This is a genomic window from Sporosarcina sp. G11-34 (genome assembly GCF_026931025.1).
Genome location: NZ_JAHNZW010000016.1, coordinates 62640 through 83895 on the forward strand (window position 1 = coordinate 62640; position 21256 = coordinate 83895).

Consider the following 21256-nt stretch of genomic DNA (forward strand, 5'->3'; position numbering starts at 1 on the left):
TCAAGAACGGGTATAGTTAAGGTGAAGTATAGAAAAAACAGGAGGTACGATTTTAATGGCACGTAAAAAGTCAAATGGTTTATTGCTAACAACAATTGCAGCTGGTGCATATGCTTATTTTAGTAAAAAAGAAAATCGCGATAAAGCCCAAGTAGCATTTAATAACATGAAAATAAAAGTTGACTCATTCATAAAGACCCAACAAATGAATCGTTCAACGGAAATGAAGACCGGTCATCCCGATCCATACGATACACAAGATAGTAAGATGGTAAGTGAAGGTGCTCAAACGAGCGTTCAATATTATAATGAGGTCGTTGAAGATAATGTTAAAGTGACATCTGAAACCGACGGGCTCTATAATAAAAAGCTTACAAAAGAAAATGCCACAGAATAAGATTCAAAAAAGATAATTCGTTCATAATTGAGCGGATTGTCTTTTTTTCTCGTGTCTAACCAAGTATTTACGTTTTTTTGTGAAAAAGTTTCACAATCGTTGTTTTGTGGTATAGACAACAATATAAAGATGGCAATACGGGAAGTTGCTTGCCCGATGACCATAAAAAAAGGTGAGTAGAGATGAATGAATCTAAAGTAAATTCTGTATCGGAAAAAGAACTGCTAAATGAAATGAAGCAAGAAGGTAACGACAATTACGGAAACGAATTCTTTTCAAATGAAGAAATGCTGTTGAATCATTTATTAACATTAGAAAAGAAAGAAGCACAACTGTTATTAAGGTCAATGATTGAAAACATATTGAAGTACGATGGCGATATGCTAACTGTGAAATATTACTTTATAACACTTTCTGGGTTAGTAGCACGTTCTTATAAAACCAATGTTTTAACGCCAAGTAATACATTTGCATTTAATAATTCATGTATCGCCCTTATCGAGCGAACATTGAATGAGGGAAACTTGTTTGAACTGGCAGATGAACTCATCGAATTTTACATATACGTACTTTCGGAGAAAACACGCCCAATACTTAGTCATGGCACGGTCACTAATGTTATTCATTACATTAATGACGAAGTTAAGGCACCTTTGACGGTGGAGGGAATCGCCAAAAAATTCGGAGTGAGTACGAGTCACTTATCGAGAACTTTTCGCGAGCATACAGAAGTTACGCTTATCGAATATATTAATATAAGAAAAGTAGAAGAATCACAATATTATTTAAGGTTTTCGGAAAAAAGCATTTCTGAAGTATCTAATCAGTTCAACTTTTGCAATCAAAGCTATTTCACCCGCATATTCAAAAAGTATACTGGGGAAACCCCCAGGCGATTCCGCAGTAATTTAGCTGGTGAATACTTTCATTTTATATTTCTAGAGCAAGGGAAATAAACTTGTGGATGGACAATGATTGTAATAAACCTTCCGTTTGATGTATACTTTTCAGTAGTTTGAAATAGTGAAGGTGAATCTATTGAAGAAGAAAATTGGTTTAGTATCAATCGTAATGACAATGGCAATTTTCCTAAGTGGTTGTGCCGGCGTCCAGAACAAAGAAGGAAAATTTTACGACTTTTTCGTCTTTCCGATGGAGTGGTTACTGAAGTTCTTTAGTGAACACCTTAACGGAAGTTACGGTCTTGCAATTATAATTATTACGGTATTGATCAGGCTAGTTCTAATGCCATTCATGCTGAAAAATTACAAGTCGCAACAGGCGATGAAAATTAAGATGGATGCACTCCGTCCCGAGATGGAAGACGTTCAGAAGCGTATAAAAGAAGCGAAGGAACAAAACGATAAAGACGAGCAAATGAAACTTCAGCAAGAAATGATGGGCCTTTATAAGAAGCACGGAGTTAGCCCTTTGAATATGGGGTGTCTACCGCTTATTATTCAAATGCCAATTATTATGGGTTTATATTTTGCAATTCTTCATTCGCCAGAAGTAAAAGAATATACGTTTCTTTGGTTTAACCTTGGGAACCCAGACATGATTATGATGGTAGTTGCGGGTGCGGTTTACTTTGTTCAAGCTCGTGTGTCTCTTTGGACGATGCCTGAACAGCAAAAGAGTCAGATGAAAATGTTCATCTATCTGTCACCAATTATGATTATGTTCATATCATTCCAAGCAATGGCTGCATTGCCGCTTTACTGGGCGGTCGGAGGTATTCTCCTTATCATCCAGACATATATAGGGCGGAAGCTATATTTCAAAGAATCGGTACCGGTTACTGAAGTTAGTAACGAAGCGGTGAAAGAAAATGATGAAGACAAAACAAAGTCAGAAAAAAAGTCCTAATGAAATGAAGCCGAAGAGTACTCTTCGGCTTTTTCGGAGGTCATTTGATTGAAGGCAAAATGGATATTTGGCATTGGGATTGTAGCTGCAGTAATTGCATCTTTATATTACATCGTTAAACTAAACCTAAGTTATTCCGTATTGTCCATGATGGCATTATTTGCACTAACGAACGGGGCCCGCTCAAGAACATTCCATGAACAAGGAATGGAACGTGAATCTAAATGGATGTTGTGGATGTCGCTCTTTTTTGGAATAGGGTTTGTTGTATCACTAATTCTTATTTTGTCGAAATAAGACGGGCACTCTCAAAAAACTTTATTGTTTAGAGAGTGTCTTTTTACATAGTAATACGGATGATAAATTCAACTTATATAGTTTGTGAAAAGGAAGGCTGTTAAATGAAAAAGAAGAAAAGAGGCATAGGACTTACAATATCCCTTATTATTTCGGGACTTATTATGACTGCTCTTGTTACATGGGTCGGTATGAATAATTGGGATGTTGAAAAAAGTTATGAAGTGACCAAAAAGAAACTTGTGCAATTGGATTTGAAGGAACCGGTAAAGCCTCAAGCAGGTCCGACTGAAGTGGTGGATAACGAAAAAGAAACAGAACCGGCTGATTTACTGGAAGAACCCGAAGAAGTTCTTAAAGTCGATGGTGGCGGATATATTGAAGGTCAAGAACTTCCCTTAGAACCAACGTATATCGACGATATTCTTTTGGCGAATAAGAGGTATCCATTACCATCGTCATTTGCGCCTGGAGAAAGCAAAGAAGCGCGTGAACATTTTAATAAAATGGCGGCGGAGTCTCTATTATCGGGATATGAGTTAACGGCATTCAGTACGTATCGTTCTTTTGAGTACCAAACAAATCTATATCAACGATATGTCAATGATGATGGACGTGAAAAGGCGGACGAATACAGTGCGCGTCCCGGCTATTCAGAACACCAGACCGGGCTTGCATTCGATATTGGGGAAGCGGGACAAAACCAAATTTGGCTAACGCGGGAATTTGGCGAATCAGAAGCCGGCAAATGGCTTGCGGCGAATGCACATCGATTTGGATTTATCATGCGCTACCCAGAAGGTAAAGAAGAGATTACGGGCTACATGTATGAATCTTGGCATTTTCGGTATGTTGGTGTCGAAATCGCGGAGGAAATATATAAACAAGGTATAACACTGGAAGAGTACTTGAAGATCTCTTAGGTGAAATTTGCATAGGTATAACAATCTGTATCATATTAAAGGGGGCATCTCAATATATTGAGATGCCCCCTTTTTCTTATAAAATTGGTGATAGTAAACGGGAAATGGATTCTTTGATCTTAATTATCCGTGTACGTTCCGTATACATTTCGTATGTCAATTCCGTCGATAATTGCATATCTTGTTCAAAGAGCTCAGCCAATGCATGTGACGTTTTGCGGTCATAAATGAATGCATTAATCTCAAAATTTAATTTGAAGCTGCGCACGTCAATGTTTGCTGTACCTACAGTGGAAAGTTCGTCATCGACGACAATTTGTTTTGTATGCAAAAAGCCGTTTTCGTAAATATAAACTTTGGCACCGGCTTTTAATAATTTTCCTACATTTGAATATGTTGCCCAGTAAACAAACATGTGATCAGGTTTATTTGGAATCATGATTCGCACATCGACTCCTGAAAGGCATGCAATTTTCAGTGCATCAAGAAAACTAACGTCTGGAATGAAGTAAGGTGTTTGAATATAAATATACTTTTTCGCCAAGAAAATCATCTTTAAATAGCCGTCTTTAATCTGTTCCCACTCTTCGTCAGGTCCACTCGTAACAATTTGCATGCCGACCGAACCTTTTCGTGGGATAGCTGGGAAATATCTTTCGGCGTATTTGATGCCATCTTTTTCAGATGCCTGGTTCCAGTCCATTATGAATCGTGTTTGTAGTGGATGTACCGCACTTCCTTCAATACGGAGATGTGTATCGCGCCAATAGCCAAATCTTTTGTTTAGCCCCAAGTATTCATCGCCAACGTTAAAGCCGCCGACATAGCCGATTCGTCCATCGACAACAACAATTTTCCTATGGTTTCGAAAGTTCATGCGTGGGTTAATAAGTGGTAGAACAGCTGGGAAAAATGCTTCAACATGGCCACCGTTATCAATTAGCTCCCGTAAATGCCTTTTGTGAAGCCCTCGTGATCCGATATCATCGAAAAGTACGCGTACGTTTACACCTTGCTTTGCCTTTTGAATGAGCACGTCTAGTATCCTTTTGCCTAAGGAGTCGAGTCGCAAAATGTAATACTGAAAATGAATATGATCTTTTGCGCATTCAAGATCGTGTATAAGTGCATCAAATTTAGCGGTTCCATCATTGAAAATTTGCACGTCGTTATCTTGTGTAAGAACAGCGTGATTGTTTCTTAAATGAAGGTAAATCATATCTTTGTAATGGGCTGTATCATCCAATCGGAAGTCAAGAGTACCATCTTCAATTGCTTGAGTTTGATAATCAATCAATTGATTAATCCCTACTTTGTCTTGACCCTCCCAACGGAAGAGGTGTTTTTCGCGAAGTTGCCTGCCGAATAAGAGATAGATGAAGAAGCCGAAGAATGGAACGAAAAATAAGACGATAAGCCAGGCCCAAGTTGAGGTAGGATCTCTTCTTTCTAAGAAAATAAGTGCGATTGCAAGAAAGATGTTCAAAATGAAAATGGCTGTCAAAGTAATACTAACTAGTTGAGTCATAAGCATCCTCCTTTCTATATAGTATAGCGGATGTCGAAAGAAAAAGAAGTTAATGAGATGAATCAAACATTAATAGCCTACTTGACCAATAGGTATTAAAGGTATAGAGTGTATTTAGCACTCATTCGAAAAATTGGAGGAATAACATTGAATACAACATTACTTATACTGAACGTCGTGGGGTTACTCATACTTGTCGGTATACTATATAGTATGCATCGCAAAAAGGTTTCGTTTTCAAAACTTGTTTTTACTGGACTAGGTCTTGGGATTGCGTACGGACTTATTTTGCACTTTGCCTACGGGGCAGATTCACCTGTACTACAAGAATCGATGCCTTGGTTCAATTTAATTGGGACGGGGTACGTCAAGTTACTTCAAATGATTGTTATGCCGCTTGTTTTTATTTCCATACTGGGGGCATTTACGAAAGTAACAATTGGAAAAAACTTTGGTAAGATGGCGGGATTGATATTAGGAACGTTAATAGGAACAACGGCAATCGCAGCGATTATTGGGATTTCAGCTACACTTATTTTCGGTCTGGATGCTACGGAAATTGTACAAGGTGAAGCGGAAACAGCACGCGGGGCTTCAATGGAAGAACGATCTCTGGATGTTGTAGACAAAGCGCTACCGGATCAGTTAATAGACTTGTTACCGGGAAATCCGTTTCTAGATTTCACGGGTGCGCGCCCAACATCAACAATTGGAGTCGTTATCTTTGCTGCCTTTCTTGGGTTTGCGTATTTAACACTTACGAGAAAAGACGAGAAAAATGCAGCCGTAGTGAAAAAAGGAATTGATGCAGTTTATTCTTTAATTATGGGTGTTGTTAAAATTGTGCTTCGTTTAACACCTTACGGAATTTTGGCTATTATTGCACGCACTGTTGCCACATCCGATTTTGCTGCAATATATAGTCTTGGTAAATTTGTGCTCGCTTCATATGCGGCGATTTTAGTTATGTTTGGTATCCACTTACTTATTATTACATTATCAGGACTAAACCCAATCACATATGTAAAAAAAGCGGCAGAAGTATTGTTATTCGCATTCTCTTCGAGGTCAAGTGCAGGCGCATTGCCCCTTAATATTGATACACAAACGCGCCGTTTAGGAGTGCCTGATGGCATTGCAAACTTTGCAGGCTCATTTGGTCTGTCGATAGGCCAGAATGGCTGTGCAGGGATCTATCCGGCCATGCTTGCTGTGATGATTGCACCGTCGGTTGGACAAAATCCACTTGAACCAACATTCCTTATTACATTGATCGCTATTGTTGCAATCAGTTCGTTTGGAGTGGCGGGAGTCGGCGGTGGTGCGACGTTTGCTGCAATACTTGTTCTATCTGCATTGAACTTACCGATTGTATTAGCTGGACTTTTGATCTCAGTTGAGCCACTTATCGACATGGGTCGAACTGCATTGAATGTAAGTGGTTCGATGACCGCGGGCCTTACAACAGCACGTGTAACTGGTGAATTAGATACAGATATGTACAATGCACCACTTGGAGATCAAACAGTTGAGGCGTAAAAATGTAAAAACACCTTGGAAAGCACTCGTGCTTTCCAAGGTGTTTTTATTTCCCTGTTATTCTCAGAAGATCGGCAATGCAAAGTTTAATAAAATCTGAAAATGAAGGGAAATAAAGTTGCAATTGCAAAGTTGTTGGACGTCAAAGTTGATGTTGTTAAGACACGGATTTTTCGAGCGAAATTAAAACTAATAGAATCGATAGAAAAAGTTCCAGAAACAATGGAAACTGTATTAAGCATTTGATTATTTTATAAAAAATGAAAAGAGCAGCTAACTTTATGGACTAAAACATTGGCCCATAAATTTAGCTGCTTTTCCTATAGTTTAGATTAACTTATTCCGCCAAGTTACGTAATGACTTTTTGGAATTTACAAAGGCTAAAATAAGACCGATGGAAAGAATTGCAAGGACACTAGATAGGAAATACATATTGCCTGCTTCTTGTGTAAAGACCCATGTGAATAGTAAAGGTCCGATAATTCGTCCCATATTATCCATCGAGTAGGTCATCCCGGCAGCGGTTCCGTATTTTCCACCGGACTCTTTTGTTGTAAGTGAAACAAGTACGGTTCGCGCAAGTGCATTCCCCCCAGTAAAGACACTTAAAGCAACACCTGCAAAAATAAGGCTGGAAGTGAATGGAATTAGTAAAAGACCAATCGCGGCAACGATTTGTGCACCAATAATCCATTTCGTTTCCGTTCCATTTTTCACGCGACGAACAACTCCGCCTTGGATAGCCGCATCGACAAAACCACTGGCGATGAATAGATAACCGAGTTGTAATGGTGTAATTGAAATCTTATCAATTTGGAAAAGTTGAAACGTTGCTTCAAGCCCCGCAAGAAGAAACGTCACCATAAATGAAAATAAAAACAAATAACGAATTCGGTATTTCCAGAGCATTGTTCCGCCTTTTGGTAAAATCGTACGCTTATTCGCATCGCCCCGTTTTTCAGGTTCTTTCAAAACAACCCCCGCATAGACAAGAAGCAATAGTGTCAAAACTCCGGATGCGATGAACGGTAGCTGAAGTGATGAATGGCCTAAGACCCCACCAATTGCCGGTCCGAAAATAAATCCAAGGCCGATAGACATTCCGAGAAGACCCATATACTTGTTGCGATTTTCTTCGTCGGTCATATCCGCTACAAATCCAGTTACCGCAGTATAAAGTGCTCCGGAGAAAAATCCACCAACTACGCGTGATGCGTATAGAAGTGGAAGACTGTCCATAAATAATGCGAACAGGAAAAAGCTCAGACTAAAACCGAAAAGACCGACAATAATCAGTTTTTTACGTCCTGTTCGATCGGATAGGGCACCCCATAAAGGCGCGGTAAAGAAGGAAGCAAGTGCATAGATCGTTAGAAGACCCCCGACATGTATTTTGGAAAACCCTTGCTCAATAATGACCTCAGGCAAAATGGGGATAATAATACCGAAACCGAGATATACAAAGAATTGCACAGACATTAGAAGTAAAATTGCTTTTTTCATTCCACAACCAACTTTCTTAAAGACGCTAATTCTATTCTACCCTCCGTTCTATATTTGGACAATGGAAAACAGTGTTGAACACAACGTGATTACAAAAAAATATCATTAAGTAAAAAATGTAACAAAATTGAAAGATTTAAAACGGGTTAGGAGTGGTATAATAGAAATAAGAGTAAATGGTACACTTTGTTTGACATAAGGAACTTTACAAATACAAATACGTCTATACATTATGGAAAGGTCGAGGTGGAAAAGATGGCTCAAGAAATTGATTTGAAAAAAATCATCTCCAACTTGGCGAAGTTAGGTGTCGCGGCAACGTTGACGAAATCCCGTCTAGAAATGCTGAAATCCCTAGCACCGCCCGCACAAGACCCACAAATTCAATCCCAATAAAAAAAGCGCCCATCGAAATTTTTATTTTCGATAGGCGCTTTTTTATTTTATTCGTCATCTTCTCCAAACATATAAGTCCGTTGATGGAACTTCATGCTGAATATGAGTCCAATCGCAAGCATATTACTCATCAATGAACTTCCCCCGTAACTAATAAAGGGAAGTGTAATACCTGTAATTGGAAGCAGTTGAATCGTCATACCGATGTTTTCAAATACGTGGAACGTAATCATCGCAATGACACCTGTACAAACATAGACGCTAAACGGATCTTTTAATTCGAGTGCAACTTTCGTTAAATGGTATATGAGAACGAAAAACAAACTGATCACGATACTAGCGCCGATAAAGCCGTACTCTTCACCGATAACACTGAAGATGAAGTCGGTATGGCTCTCTGGAATATAAGCTTCACGACCAAGGTAGCCCTTTCCAGACATACCTCCGGAGCCAATTGCATTTAATGAAGCAATGAGGTTGTATGCTTCTCCTAACGGATATGAATACGGATCAAGCCACGAGTAAATTCTTTTGAATTGATGTGGTTCAAAGCCCAATTTATCCATGAGGTCTTGTGCGTAAAGTGCCATCCAAAATAAGCCGCCTACTAGTACCGCGCCGCTAGCGATAAGGGGAAGGAGAATTCTCCAAGAAATTCCGGACACAATTACGACTGCTGCTGTAATGGAAATGAAGACAAGTGCGGTTCCAAGGTCGGGTTGTAGAAATATGAAACCGACAGGAACAACCGCAACAAGAGCGACTTTTCCAAGAAGAATTAAGTCCGTCTTTAACGTTTTGTCAGTAAACTTTTCCTGGTGCTTACTTACTAAGCGTGCCAATCCAAGAATGAAAAATGTTTTGATAAACTCAGAAGGCTGCAATTGTCCAATGACCGGAAAGTTTAGCCACCTTTTGGCGCCCAGTCTCTCTACGGCGATTTTACCATCCCCTGGAGCCAAGAATAGAAAAACTAGTAGAAAAACACCTAATCCATATAAGTACCAAGATACTTTTTTATATTGTTCCGGTTCGAAATACATGGCCATCGCAATGATGACCGCCCCGACAACGTACCATTGGATTTGAGAAGGGACAAAGTTTGTCCCGTATTGTCCCGATGTTTGAGCTGAAGAGATTGCAAACAAGCTAATAATGCCGAAAAGCAATAAGATAAAGGCGAGCGTCCAGTCGAAACGGTCGGCGGGCCTGTTCGGTAGTTTCATAATTTTTTAATCACCTTTGATTTCAAGTAAAGTTTTATATAGTATACCGTAAAAGGGACGTCCTTGCCTATGAAGAAGTTGCTAGAATGTATGGGATGTTGGATTTTTTTCGGTTAATCGTTCATGTATTTGGTCTGCCCGTGGTAAACTAGGAGACAAAGTCAAAATCAAAATGAACCGTGGAGGGGAAACAAATGAAAAAAAGATTAGGTATCGTTTACGGTGGGAAATCCGCAGAGCACGAAGTATCTTTGTCAACTGCACGTGCGGTCATCCAGTCGGTAGACTTTAAACGTTTTGAGGTGATCCCGGTCTATATTACATATGACGGGGAATGGCGTAAAGGACAGCCGCTCGAACAACCAGTCAGCACGATTGAAGAACTGCGACTAGTAGGCGATGGCAGTAGTAAACCAGATAGCATTCATGATTTTCTTAATGGAGGATCGGGAACGCCAGACGTCATCTTCCCACTTTTACATGGTACAAATGGGGAAGACGGAACGGTTCAAGGACTCCTCGATGTCATGAATCTGCCTTATGTCGGAAACGGTGTACTTGCATCTTCAGCGGGGATGGACAAAATTGTTATGAAACAACTTTTCGAACAAGTTGGGTTAAATCAAGTTCCTTATGTTCATTTCGTACGAAGCAATTGGAAGGCGCAAAGTGAGCAACTCATTGAACAAATTGAACAAGAACTAAGTTACCCGGTGTTTATAAAACCAGCGAATTTAGGATCGAGCGTCGGCATTAGTAAAGCGACAGACCGTGCAACATTAGTCACGGCAATTGAACTTGCGCTTAAGTTTGACCGAAGAATTATTGTTGAACAAGGAGTAGTAGCTCGTGAGGTTGAAATGGGTGTCATGGGTAATGATGACCCCGCTTGTTCAGTTCCGGGGGAAATAAAGCCCGTAGCCGATTTTTATGATTATGAAGCGAAATATAAAGACGACAATACAGAACTTGTTATTCCGGCAAAAGTATCCGAAAAAGTTCAAGCATCTATGGAAGAGATGTCTATTTTGGCGTATAAAGTGCTCGATTGCGCGGGCTTAGTACGGTCAGACTTTTTTGTTACTGCAGATGATCAAGTACTGATTAATGAAGTGAATACAATGCCCGGATTTACACCGACGAGCATGTTCCCACTTCTGTGGCAAAATACAGGCGTTACGTATCCTGAATTGATCACGAACTTAATTGAACTGGCAATCGAACGCCACGCTGAAAAACAAAAAATACAATATAAAATGGATTGAGTGTGATTTGAAGTGAAGAAACAGTTGACGGAAATCGCTGGCTGGTTACAGGCTGAAGGACAACATATGGAAGGCGTTGTAGTGAGCGGTGTATCGATTGATTCACGAACTATTAAAGTGGGCGATTTATTTATTCCATTCAGGGGTGAACAAGTAAACGGCCACAAATACGTAGAAGGTGCAATCGAGAAAGGCGCAGTCGCATCCCTTTGGATGAAAGACGAACCGAATCCACCAAAGGACATCCCGCTTATTTTTGTAGCGGATCCTGCAATCGCACTTCAAGAAATGGCACGTACTTACCGCGGTATGCTGACATGTAAGGTGATTGGAATTACCGGATCGAACGGAAAAACGTCGACGAAAGATCTCGTTGCGAGCGTACTTTCGCCGTATTTTAACGTCCGTAAAACGGAAGGCAATTTCAATAACGAGCTTGGATTGCCACTTACAATCTTGTCGTTAAACGAGAAGACAGAATTTGCGGTACTTGAAATGGGCATGAGTAGCTTCGGTGAAATTTCCTTTTTATCGAAATTGGCGAAACCGGATTATGTAGTCATTACAAATATCGGTGAAGCGCATATGCAAGACCTTGGTTCACGAGAAGGCATTGCTCAAGCGAAGTTGGAAATAATCGATGGACTTGCAACGAATGGTCAACTATTTTACGACGGTGATGAAGTCCTTCTTAGGAAGCTTTTAAACCAAGTTGAACATGTCCAATCCATTCCGTTTGGCGTTGGAGCAGACAATACATTATCCCATGGAACGATTGAATTTATTGGAAATGGCAGTCGTTTTAAAACTGTTGGATTGATAGATGCGGAGTTTATGATTCCGGTGTATGGTTCACATCAAGTAAAAAATACATTGGCGGCCATTTTGATTGCCTATGAATCTGGTTTAAGTGTGAAAGACATTCAAGTGGCATTAAAGAAGGCTTCGCTTACTGATATGCGCATGCAACCAGTTCAAGGAGCAAAAGGTGAGCTCTTCATTAACGATGCGTATAATGCGGCTCCGACGTCAATGGCAGCGGCGCTCGATTTTATTCGTGAAACGAAGTTGCGAAGTGAAAAGTGGCTCGTGCTCGGGGATATGCTTGAACTAGGTGACGGCGAGCAAGCTTATCACGAGGAACTTGCCAATCAGATTATGCCGATGGATTTAAAAGGTGTATTGCTTTACGGAAAATGCATGAAGTGGCTATACGATGAGTTACAAAAACGTGGCTATAGTGAGATACTTGTTTGGTCGGAGGATAATTACACTCCGATTATCGACATGTTACAAACATCGACAAATAATAACTCGGTCATTTTATTAAAAGGTTCCCGAAGTATAGCGCTGGAGAATGTGCTTGAAGGTTTAATTAGTAAGGAAACTCGGTAATGAAAACAGGTGTATTATTCATCCATGGATTTACGGGTGCACCTTTTGAAGTCCAACCTCTTGTAAAGTTTGTGCGAAGTCAAACGGATTGGATTTTGGAAGTACCTACGTTACCTGGACATGGCATTACGCTCAATCTGGCAAATGTTTCAGCTGAAACTTGGATGATGGAAGCGGAACTTGCAATGAGGAAACTACAAAGAAAAGTCGATCGCGTCATTGTGGTCGGCTTTTCGATGGGTGGACTTATCGCTATGTACTTAGCGCTTCGTTATCCAATTGACAAACTTATTCTATTAAGTGCAGCTGCGAAATACATAAGTCCGCGTATTCTTCTTGACGATGTGGGCATCATGTTGAAGGAATCGATTTCAAAAAAGTATCCACGGAACACGTTTTATCACATATATAATTACAAGCTGACGCACACGCCACTGCGCGCGACATTTGAATTTTTACGCATCGTAAAGATGGTAGAGCCATATTATGGTTTAATTAATACACCGGTTTGCATCGTTCAAGGCGAAAGGGATGGAATTGTACCATTTTCCGCAGCTAAGCATCTATTCAACTCATTAGGTGCAACAGAGAAAAAGCTCATAAAATCCGAATTTGGAAAGCATCATATTTGTTATAGTGATGACTGTAACGAATGGTTTACAGAGGTGCTTGAATTTATGTCTGTTAAAGAATGATAAGTTAACGCTGTCGACTTGAGCGAAATGATTGCAGGATGTATTATGGCATGGTACACTGTTGTGAGCATTGGATACATTGACGGGACTCTTCAACTAAGGAAGAGTACTTTTTTTTGAATAAAACGGTTTGATCATTAAAAACGGACGATTGTCCGGTTGACCGAACCGCTCGGCAAAAACCGGGCTTTCCCTTTCACCCATAACCTCTGAAATAATACAGAGAATGCAAAATATCGGAAACGTTCCCTTTACTGGCTCGATTTTGCCGCGCTTTCATTTGCAAATGTAACCAATTGTCAAATGAGGAAAAAGGAGATTATAATTTTGACTAAATTTTCAGAACTAAATATCAGTGAATCAACACAGCGTTCATTAGCACGCATGGGGTTTGAAGAAGCGACACCAATCCAAGAAGGTACGGTTAAGTTTGGAATGGAAGGCCGCGACATTATCGGACAAGCACAAACAGGAACGGGTAAAACGACTGCATTCGGAATACCAATCATTGAAAAAGTGAATACGAGCAATCCGGCGGTACAGGCACTTATTATTGCACCAACTCGTGAGTTGGCAATTCAAGTATCTGAGGAAATCTACCGTATTGGTAACGACAAACGTGTACGCGTATTAGCAGTATATGGCGGACAAGAAATCGGACGTCAGATCCGTGCATTGCGCAATAACCCACAAATTGTTGTCGGAACACCAGGACGTATTCTTGACCACATTAAACGTAAAACGTTGAAACTTGACGGCGTAGAAACGCTTGTACTTGACGAAGCGGACGAAATGCTGAACATGGGCTTCATCGAAGACATTAATACAATTATGTCAAGTGTTCCTGACAGCCGTCAGACACTTCTGTTCTCTGCTACAATGCCGGGACCAATCCGCAAAATTGCAGAAACATTCATGAAAAACCCAGAAATCGTTAAAATCAAATCAAAAGCAATGACTGTTGAAAACATTGATCAGTTTTTTGTAAAAGCGCAAGAGCGTGAAAAGTTTGATGTTCTATCTCGTATCTTAAACGTTCAACAACCGGACCAAGCAATTGTTTTCGGTCGTACGAAACGTCGCGTAGACGAAGTGTCACACGCACTTTCAATCCGCGGATATCTTGCTGAAGGAATCCACGGTGATTTAACACAAGCAAAACGTATGTCTGTTCTTCGTCAATTTAAAGAAGGTAAAATCGATATTCTTGTTGCGACGGATGTGGCAGCACGTGGACTCGATATTTCTGGTGTTACACACGTTTATAACTTTGACGTTCCACAAGATCCTGAAAGCTATGTTCACCGTATCGGTCGTACAGGACGCGCAGGGAAAAGTGGAGTTGCAGTTACATTTGTAACGCCGCGTGAAATGGGTTACCTTCGCATTGTAGAAAACACTACGAAAAAAGCTATGACTCCACTTGTACCGCCATCTTCGGATGAGGCGCTAATCGGTCAGCAACGTCTTGCTGTCGAGCAACTTACGGAAATCATAGAGAAAAACGAATTAAATGATTACACTCAATTGGCATCTGAGATGTTGAAGAAATTTGACGCAACGGATGTTGTTGCAGCTGCACTTAGAACAATGACACGTGAGCCAAACGATACACCTGTTACAATTTCAGAAGAACGCCCACTTCCATCTCGAGGAGGATCTGGCGGCGGCGGTCGCGGCGGCTATAAAGGCAATCGTAGCGGCGGTGGACGTCCATCCGCTGGCGGTCGTGGCGGTCGTAGTTCTGAACGTGCAGGATCTGGAGCACGTCGTGGTCGTGAAAGTGGCGGCAGCAGGGGCGCAAGTCGCTCACGCACAAGAACTGATTCTTAATAAACAAATGAAAGCCAGGAAGCGTATAATGCGCATTCCTGGCTTTTTTATTATGCAGAAAAATGTTTTTTGTAAGTAAGTGTAAAAATGATTAAATATAAAGTTGAAACATTTACTGCTTTGTTTCGTATAGAATAGTAGAAGGGAAGAGGTGTTTAAATGAGAATGCAACCGGTTAACCAGATTTCTAAAAAAGGTTTAAAGGTTTGGAGATTATATGGCGTTATGCAAAGTATCATAGTGTTACTGCTCGCAATTGGCGCAGGGGTATTGGCGTATATATTTGAAGGACCATGGTGGATTTATGCAATTGCAGTTGCGGTTGTTCTGCTATATGCGTACTTATTCGTGTATTTATTTCCGAAAGTAAGATGGATGCGTTGGCGCTATGAAGTACGAGAATCGGAAATTGAATTGCAACACGGTTTATTTATCGTTAAAAGAACATTAATACCGATGGTGCGTGTCCAACACGTTGATACCTCGCAAGGGCCGATTTTGCGTAAATACGATTTGGCTGGAATTACAATCTCGACTGCGGCGACAAATCATACAATCCCCGCTTTAATTACAGAAGAGGCAGATGAGTTAAGAAGTCGAATTTCAGCGTTAGCAAGGGTGGCGGAAGATGATGTCTAATACACGCTATAAGTTACATTGGGTAACCGCAATTATTGAAGTGTTAAAAACGTTGAAGGAAATGATCCTCCCGCTTATTATTTTGTTTTTTGCTAACGGTTTTAAAGATATGAGCTCTGGGAAGTGGTATTTGGATTATTTAACATTTATTATTTTCGGTGTTGTTATCATTATGTTTTTCACAACGGGCATTATTAAGTGGAAACGGTTTGTCTATTGGTTTGAAGACGATGAACTTCGAATTGAATATGGTTTATTCGTAAAAAAGAAACGATATATTCCGTTTGACCGGATACAAAGTCTTGATTATACAGAAGGGATTTTGCACCGCCCGCTTAAACTTGTGAAAGTGAAGGTGGAGACGGCTGGAAATACTTCTGCTCTTAAGTCTGAGGCTGAACTGACCGCAATTACGAAAGAAGCGGCAAGCCGGATTGAAGCTGAAATGGCGGCTTCGAAAAGAAGGAAAACAGCTGTGTCGATTGATGAAGGGGAACTAATGGAAGTCATTCAAGAAGAAGTTGAGCCGCTGTCAAAACCAATCTTTACGATGTCGAAGAAGGATTTACTTATTTTGGCGACAACATCGGGAGGAATTGGTCTAATTTTATCGGGGGCGTTGATTTTTCTTTTGCAGTTTAGTGAATTTATCCCGTTTGAAAAGATGTATAGGGAATTGGCGGGATTTGTAAAGTATGGTGTGTTTATCGTTGTTATCGCGGTAACTCTTGGGTTTCTAGTCGTTTGGGCATTATCTGTTGCGATGACGTTTCTATCGTATTATAACTTTTCCGTTACGCTCGATAAGCAAGATTTGGTCATAACGAAAGGGCTTATTGAAAAGAAAAGGGCAACTGTTCCACTGAACCGAGTGCAAAGTGTCCGTATAATCGAAAACCCGTTTAGACAGTTATTTGGCTATGCGACCGTTGCGATAGACAATGCGGGTGGTGGTTTAGGAGAAGGTGCGAAAATTCACTTATTTCCACTTGTGAAGAAGGCGGATATTTACGGTCCACTTCAAGAACTGTTTCCAGAACTACTGCTTGAAGAACCAACATGTAAATTGCCGGCTCGCGGGAAACGTTATTTTTATCGAATCGATTTTCTTTGGATGTTACCAGCAATTGGTGCATTGACTTACTTTTTCTTTCCGTACGGGCTTTTATCGCTTCTTATCATTCCTATATTTGTTCTTTTTGGTTTGTGGCAGCATCGTTCGGGGGCGTATGCAATTTCGGGCAACCAATTGACGCTGCGATTTAGGGGATTTAGTTTGCAAACGGCCTATTTGATGAAGAAGAGGATTCAATCAATGGAAATGAAGCAAAACTATTTCCACAAACGAAAAAGCGTTGCCACATTGTCGGCCCGCATAAAATCAGGGGCAACAATGTTCAACGCTCAAGTTCGCCATATGGAAGAGTCGGAAGCCGAACAAATCTTAACGTGGTATGAACCTTCGGTAAAGGAAGAGTCAAGGGGAATCTGACTTGTTACCTCCTTTTCTTCCTCCAACTAATAATTCGTTTAGGGTGGAAGTAACTCAGCCCAATAAGAAACCCGACAATAAGGCCGACGATATGTGCAATCACGTTAATGTTGGATTGAAGGAAAGTCATAACGACACTGATTGCGATAATTGGCAGAATGATTTGGCGTAACTCGGGTAAAACCTTTTTTGTGTAATAAACAAGAGCCCCGAACGCGCCAAATATTCCGAAAATCGCTCCACTTGCACCAACGTGTGAATAGTTAAGGTCCTGAAGGAAGTAGGCAGCTACGTTTCCGAAGATACCAGATAGTAAGTAAATGGTTAGGAAACGAGTCTTCCCCGCAATTTTTTCAAGTTCAGGGCCGAAAACGAACAGACAAAACATATTAAATAAAATATGCATAATTCCGAGATGTAAAAACATCGGGGTGAAGAGACGCCACCATTCTCCAGCAGCGATATAAGCGTTAACACCCATTCCGGCAAAATAGATTTTATCGCCAATGAACGGAAGCATAGTGATTAAGTAAATGGCGATGTTCAAAGCTAGAAGTATAGCGACGACTGGATATAGACGTATGTATTGGGAAAAGCTTTCTCTACGGATAAACATTTTTTTCACCTCGTTCTTTGAGTTCATTATACATAGTATTTCACAATAGTGGAAAGGGGGCGCATTAATGATTGTAGGAATTGGTTTGGATATTATTGAACTAGATCGGATTGCGAAACTAGACGGTCGATCGGAAAAGTTTCGTGCGCGCATCTTAACTGAAGGTGAAGCCAAACTATACGATTCGTTAAGTGGTCATCGTAGGGTCGAATTTCTATCAGGGCGCTTTGCCGGAAAAGAAGCTTTTGCTAAGGCAAAAGGGACGGGGATTGGAACGACTTGTAATTTTGTAGATATAGAAATCTTGCCAGATGGCTTCGGCAAGCCGGAACTGTACTTTAAGGGATGTCCGGTTTCTGGATTTATTTCCATTACACATACCCAAACGGTTGCGGCTGCACAAGTAATCTTAGTTGAATAAATGAGTTTCCTAAAATGGATTCGCATAAACGCTAATCCTTCCTCATAAGATGTCTTACCCGATTGAAATGAGAAAGGATGAACTGTTTGCGTAGCCGGATAATTACTCTCTTGCTTGTTTTAGTCATGATTACTCTCGCAGCATGTGGATCACCATCGAAAGAAGATGTAATGAAGAAGTTAAGTGGAAAGTGGAATGATACGAAGGGGTATGAGTTGCAAGCGACAATGGAAATTAAGACCGGATCGGAGCCGCGGTTGTATGATGTTACGGTTTGGCATTCAAAGCCTGATTTTTATCGTGTGAATGTAACACAAAATGGGAAAGAAGATTCACAGATGATTGTTAGGAACGAAGAAGGCGTATTTGTAGTCACTCCTTCACTTGGCAAGACGTACAAGTTTCAAAGTGACTGGCCATCGCAAAATAGCCAGGCGTATTTAATAGGTGCATTGTCCGAGGATATTAAAGTCGATAAAAATGCGACGATGACAGAAGAAGAGAACATGTACGTGTTTGAAACAGCTACAAGAAACAATCATAAAAAAGTACTTCCGACGCAACAAATTCATATCGACAAAAAAACACTTTTACCAAGTCACGTTTCAATTCTTGATGAAAACAAAGAAGAAAAGATTCAAATCACATTCAAGAAAATTACACTTGGCACGGATCGGAAAGCGTCGGACTATGCAGTTGAAATGAATGATGTAGATACGGAAAAAGAACCTGCTAAAACGGATGATAAGGCCGCCGACAAAACTGGGTTCACAACGTATTATCCGACCGTCAGTTGGGCGGATGGCACTCTTCTTGATGAGGAAAGTGTGAAAACCGATAATGGCATGCGTTCGTTCATGACTTTTGGTGGAGAAGGAAAAAAAGCATTCATTATCGTTCAAGAATCAGCAAAACGGCCTGATAATGAAATGCCGGTATCTATAGAAGGAGATCCTTTTGATCTTGGATTTGCGGTGGCAGCCGTGACGGACAAATCAATTCGTTGGGAAAGTGATGGAATTTCGTTTTTTATCGCTTCTGACACATTGTCTAAAGAGGAGTTAGTCGAAGTGGCATCCTCGATGTCTGCGGAAGAGATGAAATAAATTCAGTTGACGCGGTAGGGACGTAAGATTGATAATAGAAGTACTACATGTAAAAGAGGGGAAATAATGGAGACTTCTATTATCTATCGTCCGACTAAAGCCGTCGTTCATCTTGAAGCGATTAAGGACAATGTAAGGAATGTTAAAACATTTTTGGGGGCTAAAACGGCACTAATTGCAGTCGTGAAAGCAGATGGCTATGGTCATGGTGAAGTGCAAATTGCAGCCGCGGCGCTTGAAGCTGGCGCGGAAATGGTTTCAGTTGCAACGCCAGATGAAGCAGTTCGTCTCCGAATGGCGGGGATTACAGGTGATATCCTTGTCATGGGTCCATCCCCGGTATCATTCGTAACGAAGGCGGCCGAATTAGGGGTTGCCATTGCGGTGTCTAACGAAAGTTGGCTCAAGGAAGCTTTAAGTGAAAGCAAAAGTTTTACGCAACCGCTAAAAATCCATGTAAAAATTGATAGCGGAATGGGTAGAATTGGACTTAGGGATGCAAAGGCACTTCAATTGCTTGTCTCCGCCATGGAGAGTTCGAAGCAGGTTCTATTTGAAGGGATATTCACACACTTCGCATGTGCCGATGAAGAAGATTCCAACAGGACAAAAATACAATTTAAAAAGTTCATGGACTTTGTGAATTCCTTGGCTACTAAGCCTAGATTTGTCCATGCATCGAATTCGGCAGCGACACTTCTATATCCAGAGTACGGACTTGATGCTGTCCGCTTTGGCATCGGACTTTATGGAATTGCGCCTTCTGATTACGTCGGTGAAAGATTACCGTTCCCTCTTGAAAGGTCGATGTCGATTGAAAGTGAACTGGCTTTCGTAAAAATGACGGAGACGGGCAATAGCATTAGTTACGGAGCTACTTATGAAACAACACAAAATGAGTGGATTGGTACCATTCCGATTGGTTATGCGGATGGTTTAAGACGCGGCTTACGCGGACAGGATGTACTCATTGGGGGGGAACGGGTTCCTATTGTCGGAACGATTTGTATGGATCAGTGCATGGTAAGGCTTCCAAGGGAAATGCCAATCGGAGAAAAGGTTGTTTTTATTGGTCGTCAAGGCACTGAAGAAATAAAAATGGAAGAATGGGCGAAGCGACTTGGTACAATCCCTTATGAAATAGCGGTCTCGATATCGAAGCGAGTTCCAAGAGTCTATCCAAAATGAGTTGAAGGAAAGCTATAGTCTACAGCCGTTCGACAAAAAAACTTGCATTCTTGCAGAACCTTGTCGATAAAAACCTATCTATGTCTTCTCATTGCGGTGATTCAATGGTAAGATAAAGACCTAGTAATACTAGGAAGCGGTTTTTTTGGAGGTGCTCGAGGGTGCGTGCTAATAAGAATTTTAAAGAAGTAATTGTTAAAATACCAAAACGAATGCTGAATGAAAATGAACATACGGTCGTCCATCAAGAGCAGGAACGCGGCGATTTCGTCTATATTTCGACAAAACGGTACGTAACCGATTACGAACCGGATACAATCAGGGAAGCGATGATGAAGGGCTACATTGAAATGTCGCATATTAACCTGAAAATCGCCACGGAATGCTTACACTTGGAGTTTGAAGCCCAGCATACGGTGGACCGTCTCGTAAGCGGAGGATGAAAATTTGGCAATAAAACGTGGAGACGTCTTTTTTGCAGATTTGTCGCCTGTTGTAGGTTCTGAGCAGGGAGGTACAAGACCGGTACTTGTCATTCAAAATGATATAGGCAATCGGTTTAGTCCAACAGTTATCATTGCAGCAATTACTGCACAAATCCAAAAGGCAAAATTGCCGACACATGTTGAAATTGATGCGGAGCGATATCATTTCGAGCGGGATTCAGTAATCCTGCTCGAACAAGTCCGCACCATCGACAAGTCAAGGCTAACAGATAAAATCACACATTTAGACGAATTTTTGATGGAACAGGTTGATGGAGCTCTTGAAGTGAGTTTCGGCCTCGTCAAATTCTGAGCATACATATAAAAAGGACACCATGGGTACGAATCCCATGGTGTTTTTTCAATTGTTTGATAAAAAGTGTGTATTCTTGCTTGTTTTTCGATACAATAGGGATATAAAGGTAAGTTGGATATAGAAGGA

The 21256-nt window shown here is 40.8% G+C and carries 23 protein-coding genes; 19 read left to right on the plus strand and 4 right to left on the minus strand.

Going from position 1 to position 21256, the window contains the following annotated elements; translation table 11 throughout:
• Nucleotides 1-55: 55 nt before the first annotated feature.
• The 5 genes from KSU66_RS18215 to KSU66_RS18235 all read left to right on the plus strand — a co-directional run bounded on the left by KSU66_RS18215 (nt 56) and on the right by KSU66_RS18235 (nt 3486).
• Nucleotides 56-397, plus strand: a complete 342-nt coding sequence (locus KSU66_RS18215; RefSeq protein WP_269052888.1) for a hypothetical protein — start codon at nt 56-58, stop codon at nt 395-397.
• Between the two features lie 182 nt (nt 398-579).
• Nucleotides 580-1353 (plus strand): AraC family transcriptional regulator, encoded by a 774-nt coding sequence (locus tag KSU66_RS18220; RefSeq protein WP_269052889.1) that lies wholly within the window; start codon nt 580-582, stop codon nt 1351-1353.
• An 82-nt stretch (nt 1354-1435) separates the two neighbouring features.
• On the plus strand, nt 1436-2266 hold the full coding sequence (yidC, locus tag KSU66_RS18225; RefSeq protein WP_269052890.1) for a membrane protein insertase YidC: 831 nt from the start codon (nt 1436-1438) through the stop codon (nt 2264-2266).
• A gap of 48 nt (nt 2267-2314) precedes the next feature.
• Nucleotides 2315-2563 (plus strand): hypothetical protein, encoded by a 249-nt coding sequence (locus KSU66_RS18230; protein ID WP_269052891.1) that lies wholly within the window; start codon nt 2315-2317, stop codon nt 2561-2563.
• 104 nt (nt 2564-2667) lie between these two features.
• Entirely contained in the window at nt 2668-3486 is an 819-nt protein-coding gene (locus tag KSU66_RS18235; protein WP_269052892.1) for a M15 family metallopeptidase, read from the plus strand.
• Nucleotides 3487-3562: 76 nt separating this feature from the next.
• Here KSU66_RS18235 and cls read toward each other — a convergent pair whose 3' ends face one another.
• Nucleotides 3563-5014: a cardiolipin synthase gene (gene cls, locus KSU66_RS18240; protein ID WP_269052893.1), complete on the minus strand. Its 1452-nt coding sequence runs from the start codon at nt 5012-5014 to the stop codon at nt 3563-3565.
• Nucleotides 5015-5227: 213 nt separating this feature from the next.
• Between cls and KSU66_RS18245 the strand changes: the two genes are divergently transcribed.
• Entirely contained in the window at nt 5228-6553 is a 1326-nt protein-coding gene (locus KSU66_RS18245; RefSeq protein ID WP_329958851.1) for an L-cystine transporter, read from the plus strand.
• 102 nt (nt 6554-6655) lie between these two features.
• Nucleotides 6656-6799, plus strand: coding sequence for a hypothetical protein (locus KSU66_RS18250; RefSeq protein WP_269052895.1), 144 nt, complete (start codon nt 6656-6658; stop codon nt 6797-6799).
• Between the two features lie 91 nt (nt 6800-6890).
• Here the strand turns inward: KSU66_RS18250 and KSU66_RS18255 are convergent, their stop codons facing one another.
• The gene (locus KSU66_RS18255; RefSeq protein WP_269052896.1) at nt 6891-8057 is read right to left on the minus strand and encodes an MFS transporter; all 1167 of its coding nucleotides are present in this window, start codon (nt 8055-8057) and stop codon (nt 6891-6893) included.
• Between the two features lie 255 nt (nt 8058-8312).
• Between KSU66_RS18255 and KSU66_RS18260 the strand changes: the two genes are divergently transcribed.
• Nucleotides 8313-8453 (plus strand): Lmo0850 family protein, encoded by a 141-nt coding sequence (locus KSU66_RS18260; protein WP_269052897.1) that lies wholly within the window; start codon nt 8313-8315, stop codon nt 8451-8453.
• A gap of 47 nt (nt 8454-8500) precedes the next feature.
• Here the strand turns inward: KSU66_RS18260 and KSU66_RS18265 are convergent, their stop codons facing one another.
• Nucleotides 8501-9679 carry an FtsW/RodA/SpoVE family cell cycle protein gene (locus tag KSU66_RS18265; RefSeq protein WP_269052898.1) on the minus strand — a complete coding sequence of 393 codons (1179 nt, stop codon included), beginning with the start codon at nt 9677-9679 and terminating at the stop codon, nt 8501-8503.
• 194 nt (nt 9680-9873) lie between these two features.
• On the opposite strand from KSU66_RS18265, the gene KSU66_RS18270 reads away from it, so the two are divergent.
• The 6 genes from KSU66_RS18270 (at nt 9874) to KSU66_RS18295 (ending at nt 16998) form a co-directional block, all read left to right on the plus strand.
• Nucleotides 9874-10944 carry a D-alanine--D-alanine ligase gene (locus tag KSU66_RS18270; protein WP_269052899.1) on the plus strand — a complete coding sequence of 357 codons (1071 nt, stop codon included), beginning with the start codon at nt 9874-9876 and terminating at the stop codon, nt 10942-10944.
• Nucleotides 10945-10956: 12 nt separating this feature from the next.
• On the plus strand, nt 10957-12339 hold the full coding sequence (locus tag KSU66_RS18275; RefSeq protein ID WP_269052900.1) for a UDP-N-acetylmuramoyl-tripeptide--D-alanyl-D-alanine ligase: 1383 nt from the start codon (nt 10957-10959) through the stop codon (nt 12337-12339).
• Nucleotides 12339-13034: an alpha/beta hydrolase gene (locus KSU66_RS18280; protein WP_269052901.1), complete on the plus strand. Its 696-nt coding sequence runs from the start codon at nt 12339-12341 to the stop codon at nt 13032-13034. Before KSU66_RS18275 ends, KSU66_RS18280 begins: the two co-directional genes overlap by 1 nt.
• A 327-nt stretch (nt 13035-13361) precedes the next feature.
• Nucleotides 13362-14867, plus strand: coding sequence for a DEAD/DEAH box helicase (locus tag KSU66_RS18285; protein ID WP_269052902.1), 1506 nt, complete (start codon nt 13362-13364; stop codon nt 14865-14867).
• 159 nt (nt 14868-15026) lie between these two features.
• Nucleotides 15027-15506 (plus strand): PH domain-containing protein, encoded by a 480-nt coding sequence (locus KSU66_RS18290; protein ID WP_269052903.1) that lies wholly within the window; start codon nt 15027-15029, stop codon nt 15504-15506.
• A complete protein-coding gene (locus KSU66_RS18295) occupies nt 15499-16998 on the plus strand; it encodes a PH domain-containing protein (RefSeq protein ID WP_269052904.1) in 1500 nt (499 codons plus the stop codon). The genes KSU66_RS18290 and KSU66_RS18295 overlap by 8 nt, the downstream gene beginning before the upstream one ends.
• Nucleotides 16999-17002: 4 nt before the next feature.
• Here the strand turns inward: KSU66_RS18295 and KSU66_RS18300 are convergent, their stop codons facing one another.
• Nucleotides 17003-17614 carry a rhomboid family intramembrane serine protease gene (locus KSU66_RS18300; protein ID WP_269052905.1) on the minus strand — a complete coding sequence of 204 codons (612 nt, stop codon included), beginning with the start codon at nt 17612-17614 and terminating at the stop codon, nt 17003-17005.
• 67 nt (nt 17615-17681) lie between these two features.
• Between KSU66_RS18300 and acpS the strand changes: the two genes are divergently transcribed.
• The 5 genes from acpS (at nt 17682) to KSU66_RS18325 (ending at nt 21127) form a co-directional block, all read left to right on the plus strand.
• Nucleotides 17682-18035 (plus strand): holo-ACP synthase, encoded by a 354-nt coding sequence (acpS, locus tag KSU66_RS18305; protein ID WP_269052906.1) that lies wholly within the window; start codon nt 17682-17684, stop codon nt 18033-18035.
• A 77-nt stretch (nt 18036-18112) separates the two neighbouring features.
• On the plus strand, nt 18113-19141 hold the full coding sequence (locus KSU66_RS18310; RefSeq protein WP_443029007.1) for a LolA family protein: 1029 nt from the start codon (nt 18113-18115) through the stop codon (nt 19139-19141).
• Between the two features lie 66 nt (nt 19142-19207).
• Nucleotides 19208-20329, plus strand: coding sequence for an alanine racemase (gene alr, locus KSU66_RS18315; protein ID WP_269052908.1), 1122 nt, complete (start codon nt 19208-19210; stop codon nt 20327-20329).
• Nucleotides 20330-20490: 161 nt separating this feature from the next.
• On the plus strand, nt 20491-20772 hold the full coding sequence (locus tag KSU66_RS18320; protein ID WP_269052909.1) for a transcriptional regulator: 282 nt from the start codon (nt 20491-20493) through the stop codon (nt 20770-20772).
• A 4-nt stretch (nt 20773-20776) separates the two neighbouring features.
• A complete protein-coding gene (locus KSU66_RS18325) occupies nt 20777-21127 on the plus strand; it encodes a type II toxin-antitoxin system PemK/MazF family toxin (protein ID WP_269052910.1) in 351 nt (116 codons plus the stop codon).
• The last annotated feature ends 129 nt before the right edge of the window (nt 21128-21256 follow it).

Excerpts from the sequence above, each read along its gene's own strand:
- alr (WP_269052908.1), top strand. The coding sequence starts at position 19,208 with ATGGAGACTTCTATTATCTATCGTCCGACTAAAGCCGTCGTTCATCTT.
- KSU66_RS18295 (WP_269052904.1), top strand. The coding sequence starts at position 15,499 with ATGTCTAATACACGCTATAAGTTACATTGGGTAACCGCAATTATTGAA.
- KSU66_RS18290 (WP_269052903.1), top strand. The coding sequence starts at position 15,027 with ATGAGAATGCAACCGGTTAACCAGATTTCTAAAAAAGGTTTAAAGGTT.
- cls (WP_269052893.1), bottom strand. The coding sequence starts at position 5,014 with ATGACTCAACTAGTTAGTATTACTTTGACAGCCATTTTCATTTTGAAC.
- KSU66_RS18235 (WP_269052892.1), top strand. The coding sequence starts at position 2,668 with ATGAAAAAGAAGAAAAGAGGCATAGGACTTACAATATCCCTTATTATT.
- KSU66_RS18300 (WP_269052905.1), bottom strand. The coding sequence starts at position 17,614 with ATGTTTATCCGTAGAGAAAGCTTTTCCCAATACATACGTCTATATCCA.
- KSU66_RS18250 (WP_269052895.1), top strand. The coding sequence starts at position 6,656 with ATGAAGGGAAATAAAGTTGCAATTGCAAAGTTGTTGGACGTCAAAGTT.
- KSU66_RS18270 (WP_269052899.1), top strand. The coding sequence starts at position 9,874 with ATGAAAAAAAGATTAGGTATCGTTTACGGTGGGAAATCCGCAGAGCAC.
- KSU66_RS18265 (WP_269052898.1), bottom strand. The coding sequence starts at position 9,679 with ATGAAACTACCGAACAGGCCCGCCGACCGTTTCGACTGGACGCTCGCC.
- KSU66_RS18255 (WP_269052896.1), bottom strand. The coding sequence starts at position 8,057 with ATGAAAAAAGCAATTTTACTTCTAATGTCTGTGCAATTCTTTGTATAT.
- KSU66_RS18215 (WP_269052888.1), top strand. The coding sequence starts at position 56 with ATGGCACGTAAAAAGTCAAATGGTTTATTGCTAACAACAATTGCAGCT.
- KSU66_RS18260 (WP_269052897.1), top strand. The coding sequence starts at position 8,313 with ATGGCTCAAGAAATTGATTTGAAAAAAATCATCTCCAACTTGGCGAAG.
- KSU66_RS18310 (WP_443029007.1), top strand. The coding sequence starts at position 18,113 with ATGAACTGTTTGCGTAGCCGGATAATTACTCTCTTGCTTGTTTTAGTC.
- KSU66_RS18220 (WP_269052889.1), top strand. The coding sequence starts at position 580 with ATGAATGAATCTAAAGTAAATTCTGTATCGGAAAAAGAACTGCTAAAT.
- KSU66_RS18245 (WP_329958851.1), top strand. The coding sequence starts at position 5,228 with ATGCATCGCAAAAAGGTTTCGTTTTCAAAACTTGTTTTTACTGGACTA.
- KSU66_RS18280 (WP_269052901.1), top strand. The coding sequence starts at position 12,339 with ATGAAAACAGGTGTATTATTCATCCATGGATTTACGGGTGCACCTTTT.
- acpS (WP_269052906.1), top strand. The coding sequence starts at position 17,682 with ATGATTGTAGGAATTGGTTTGGATATTATTGAACTAGATCGGATTGCG.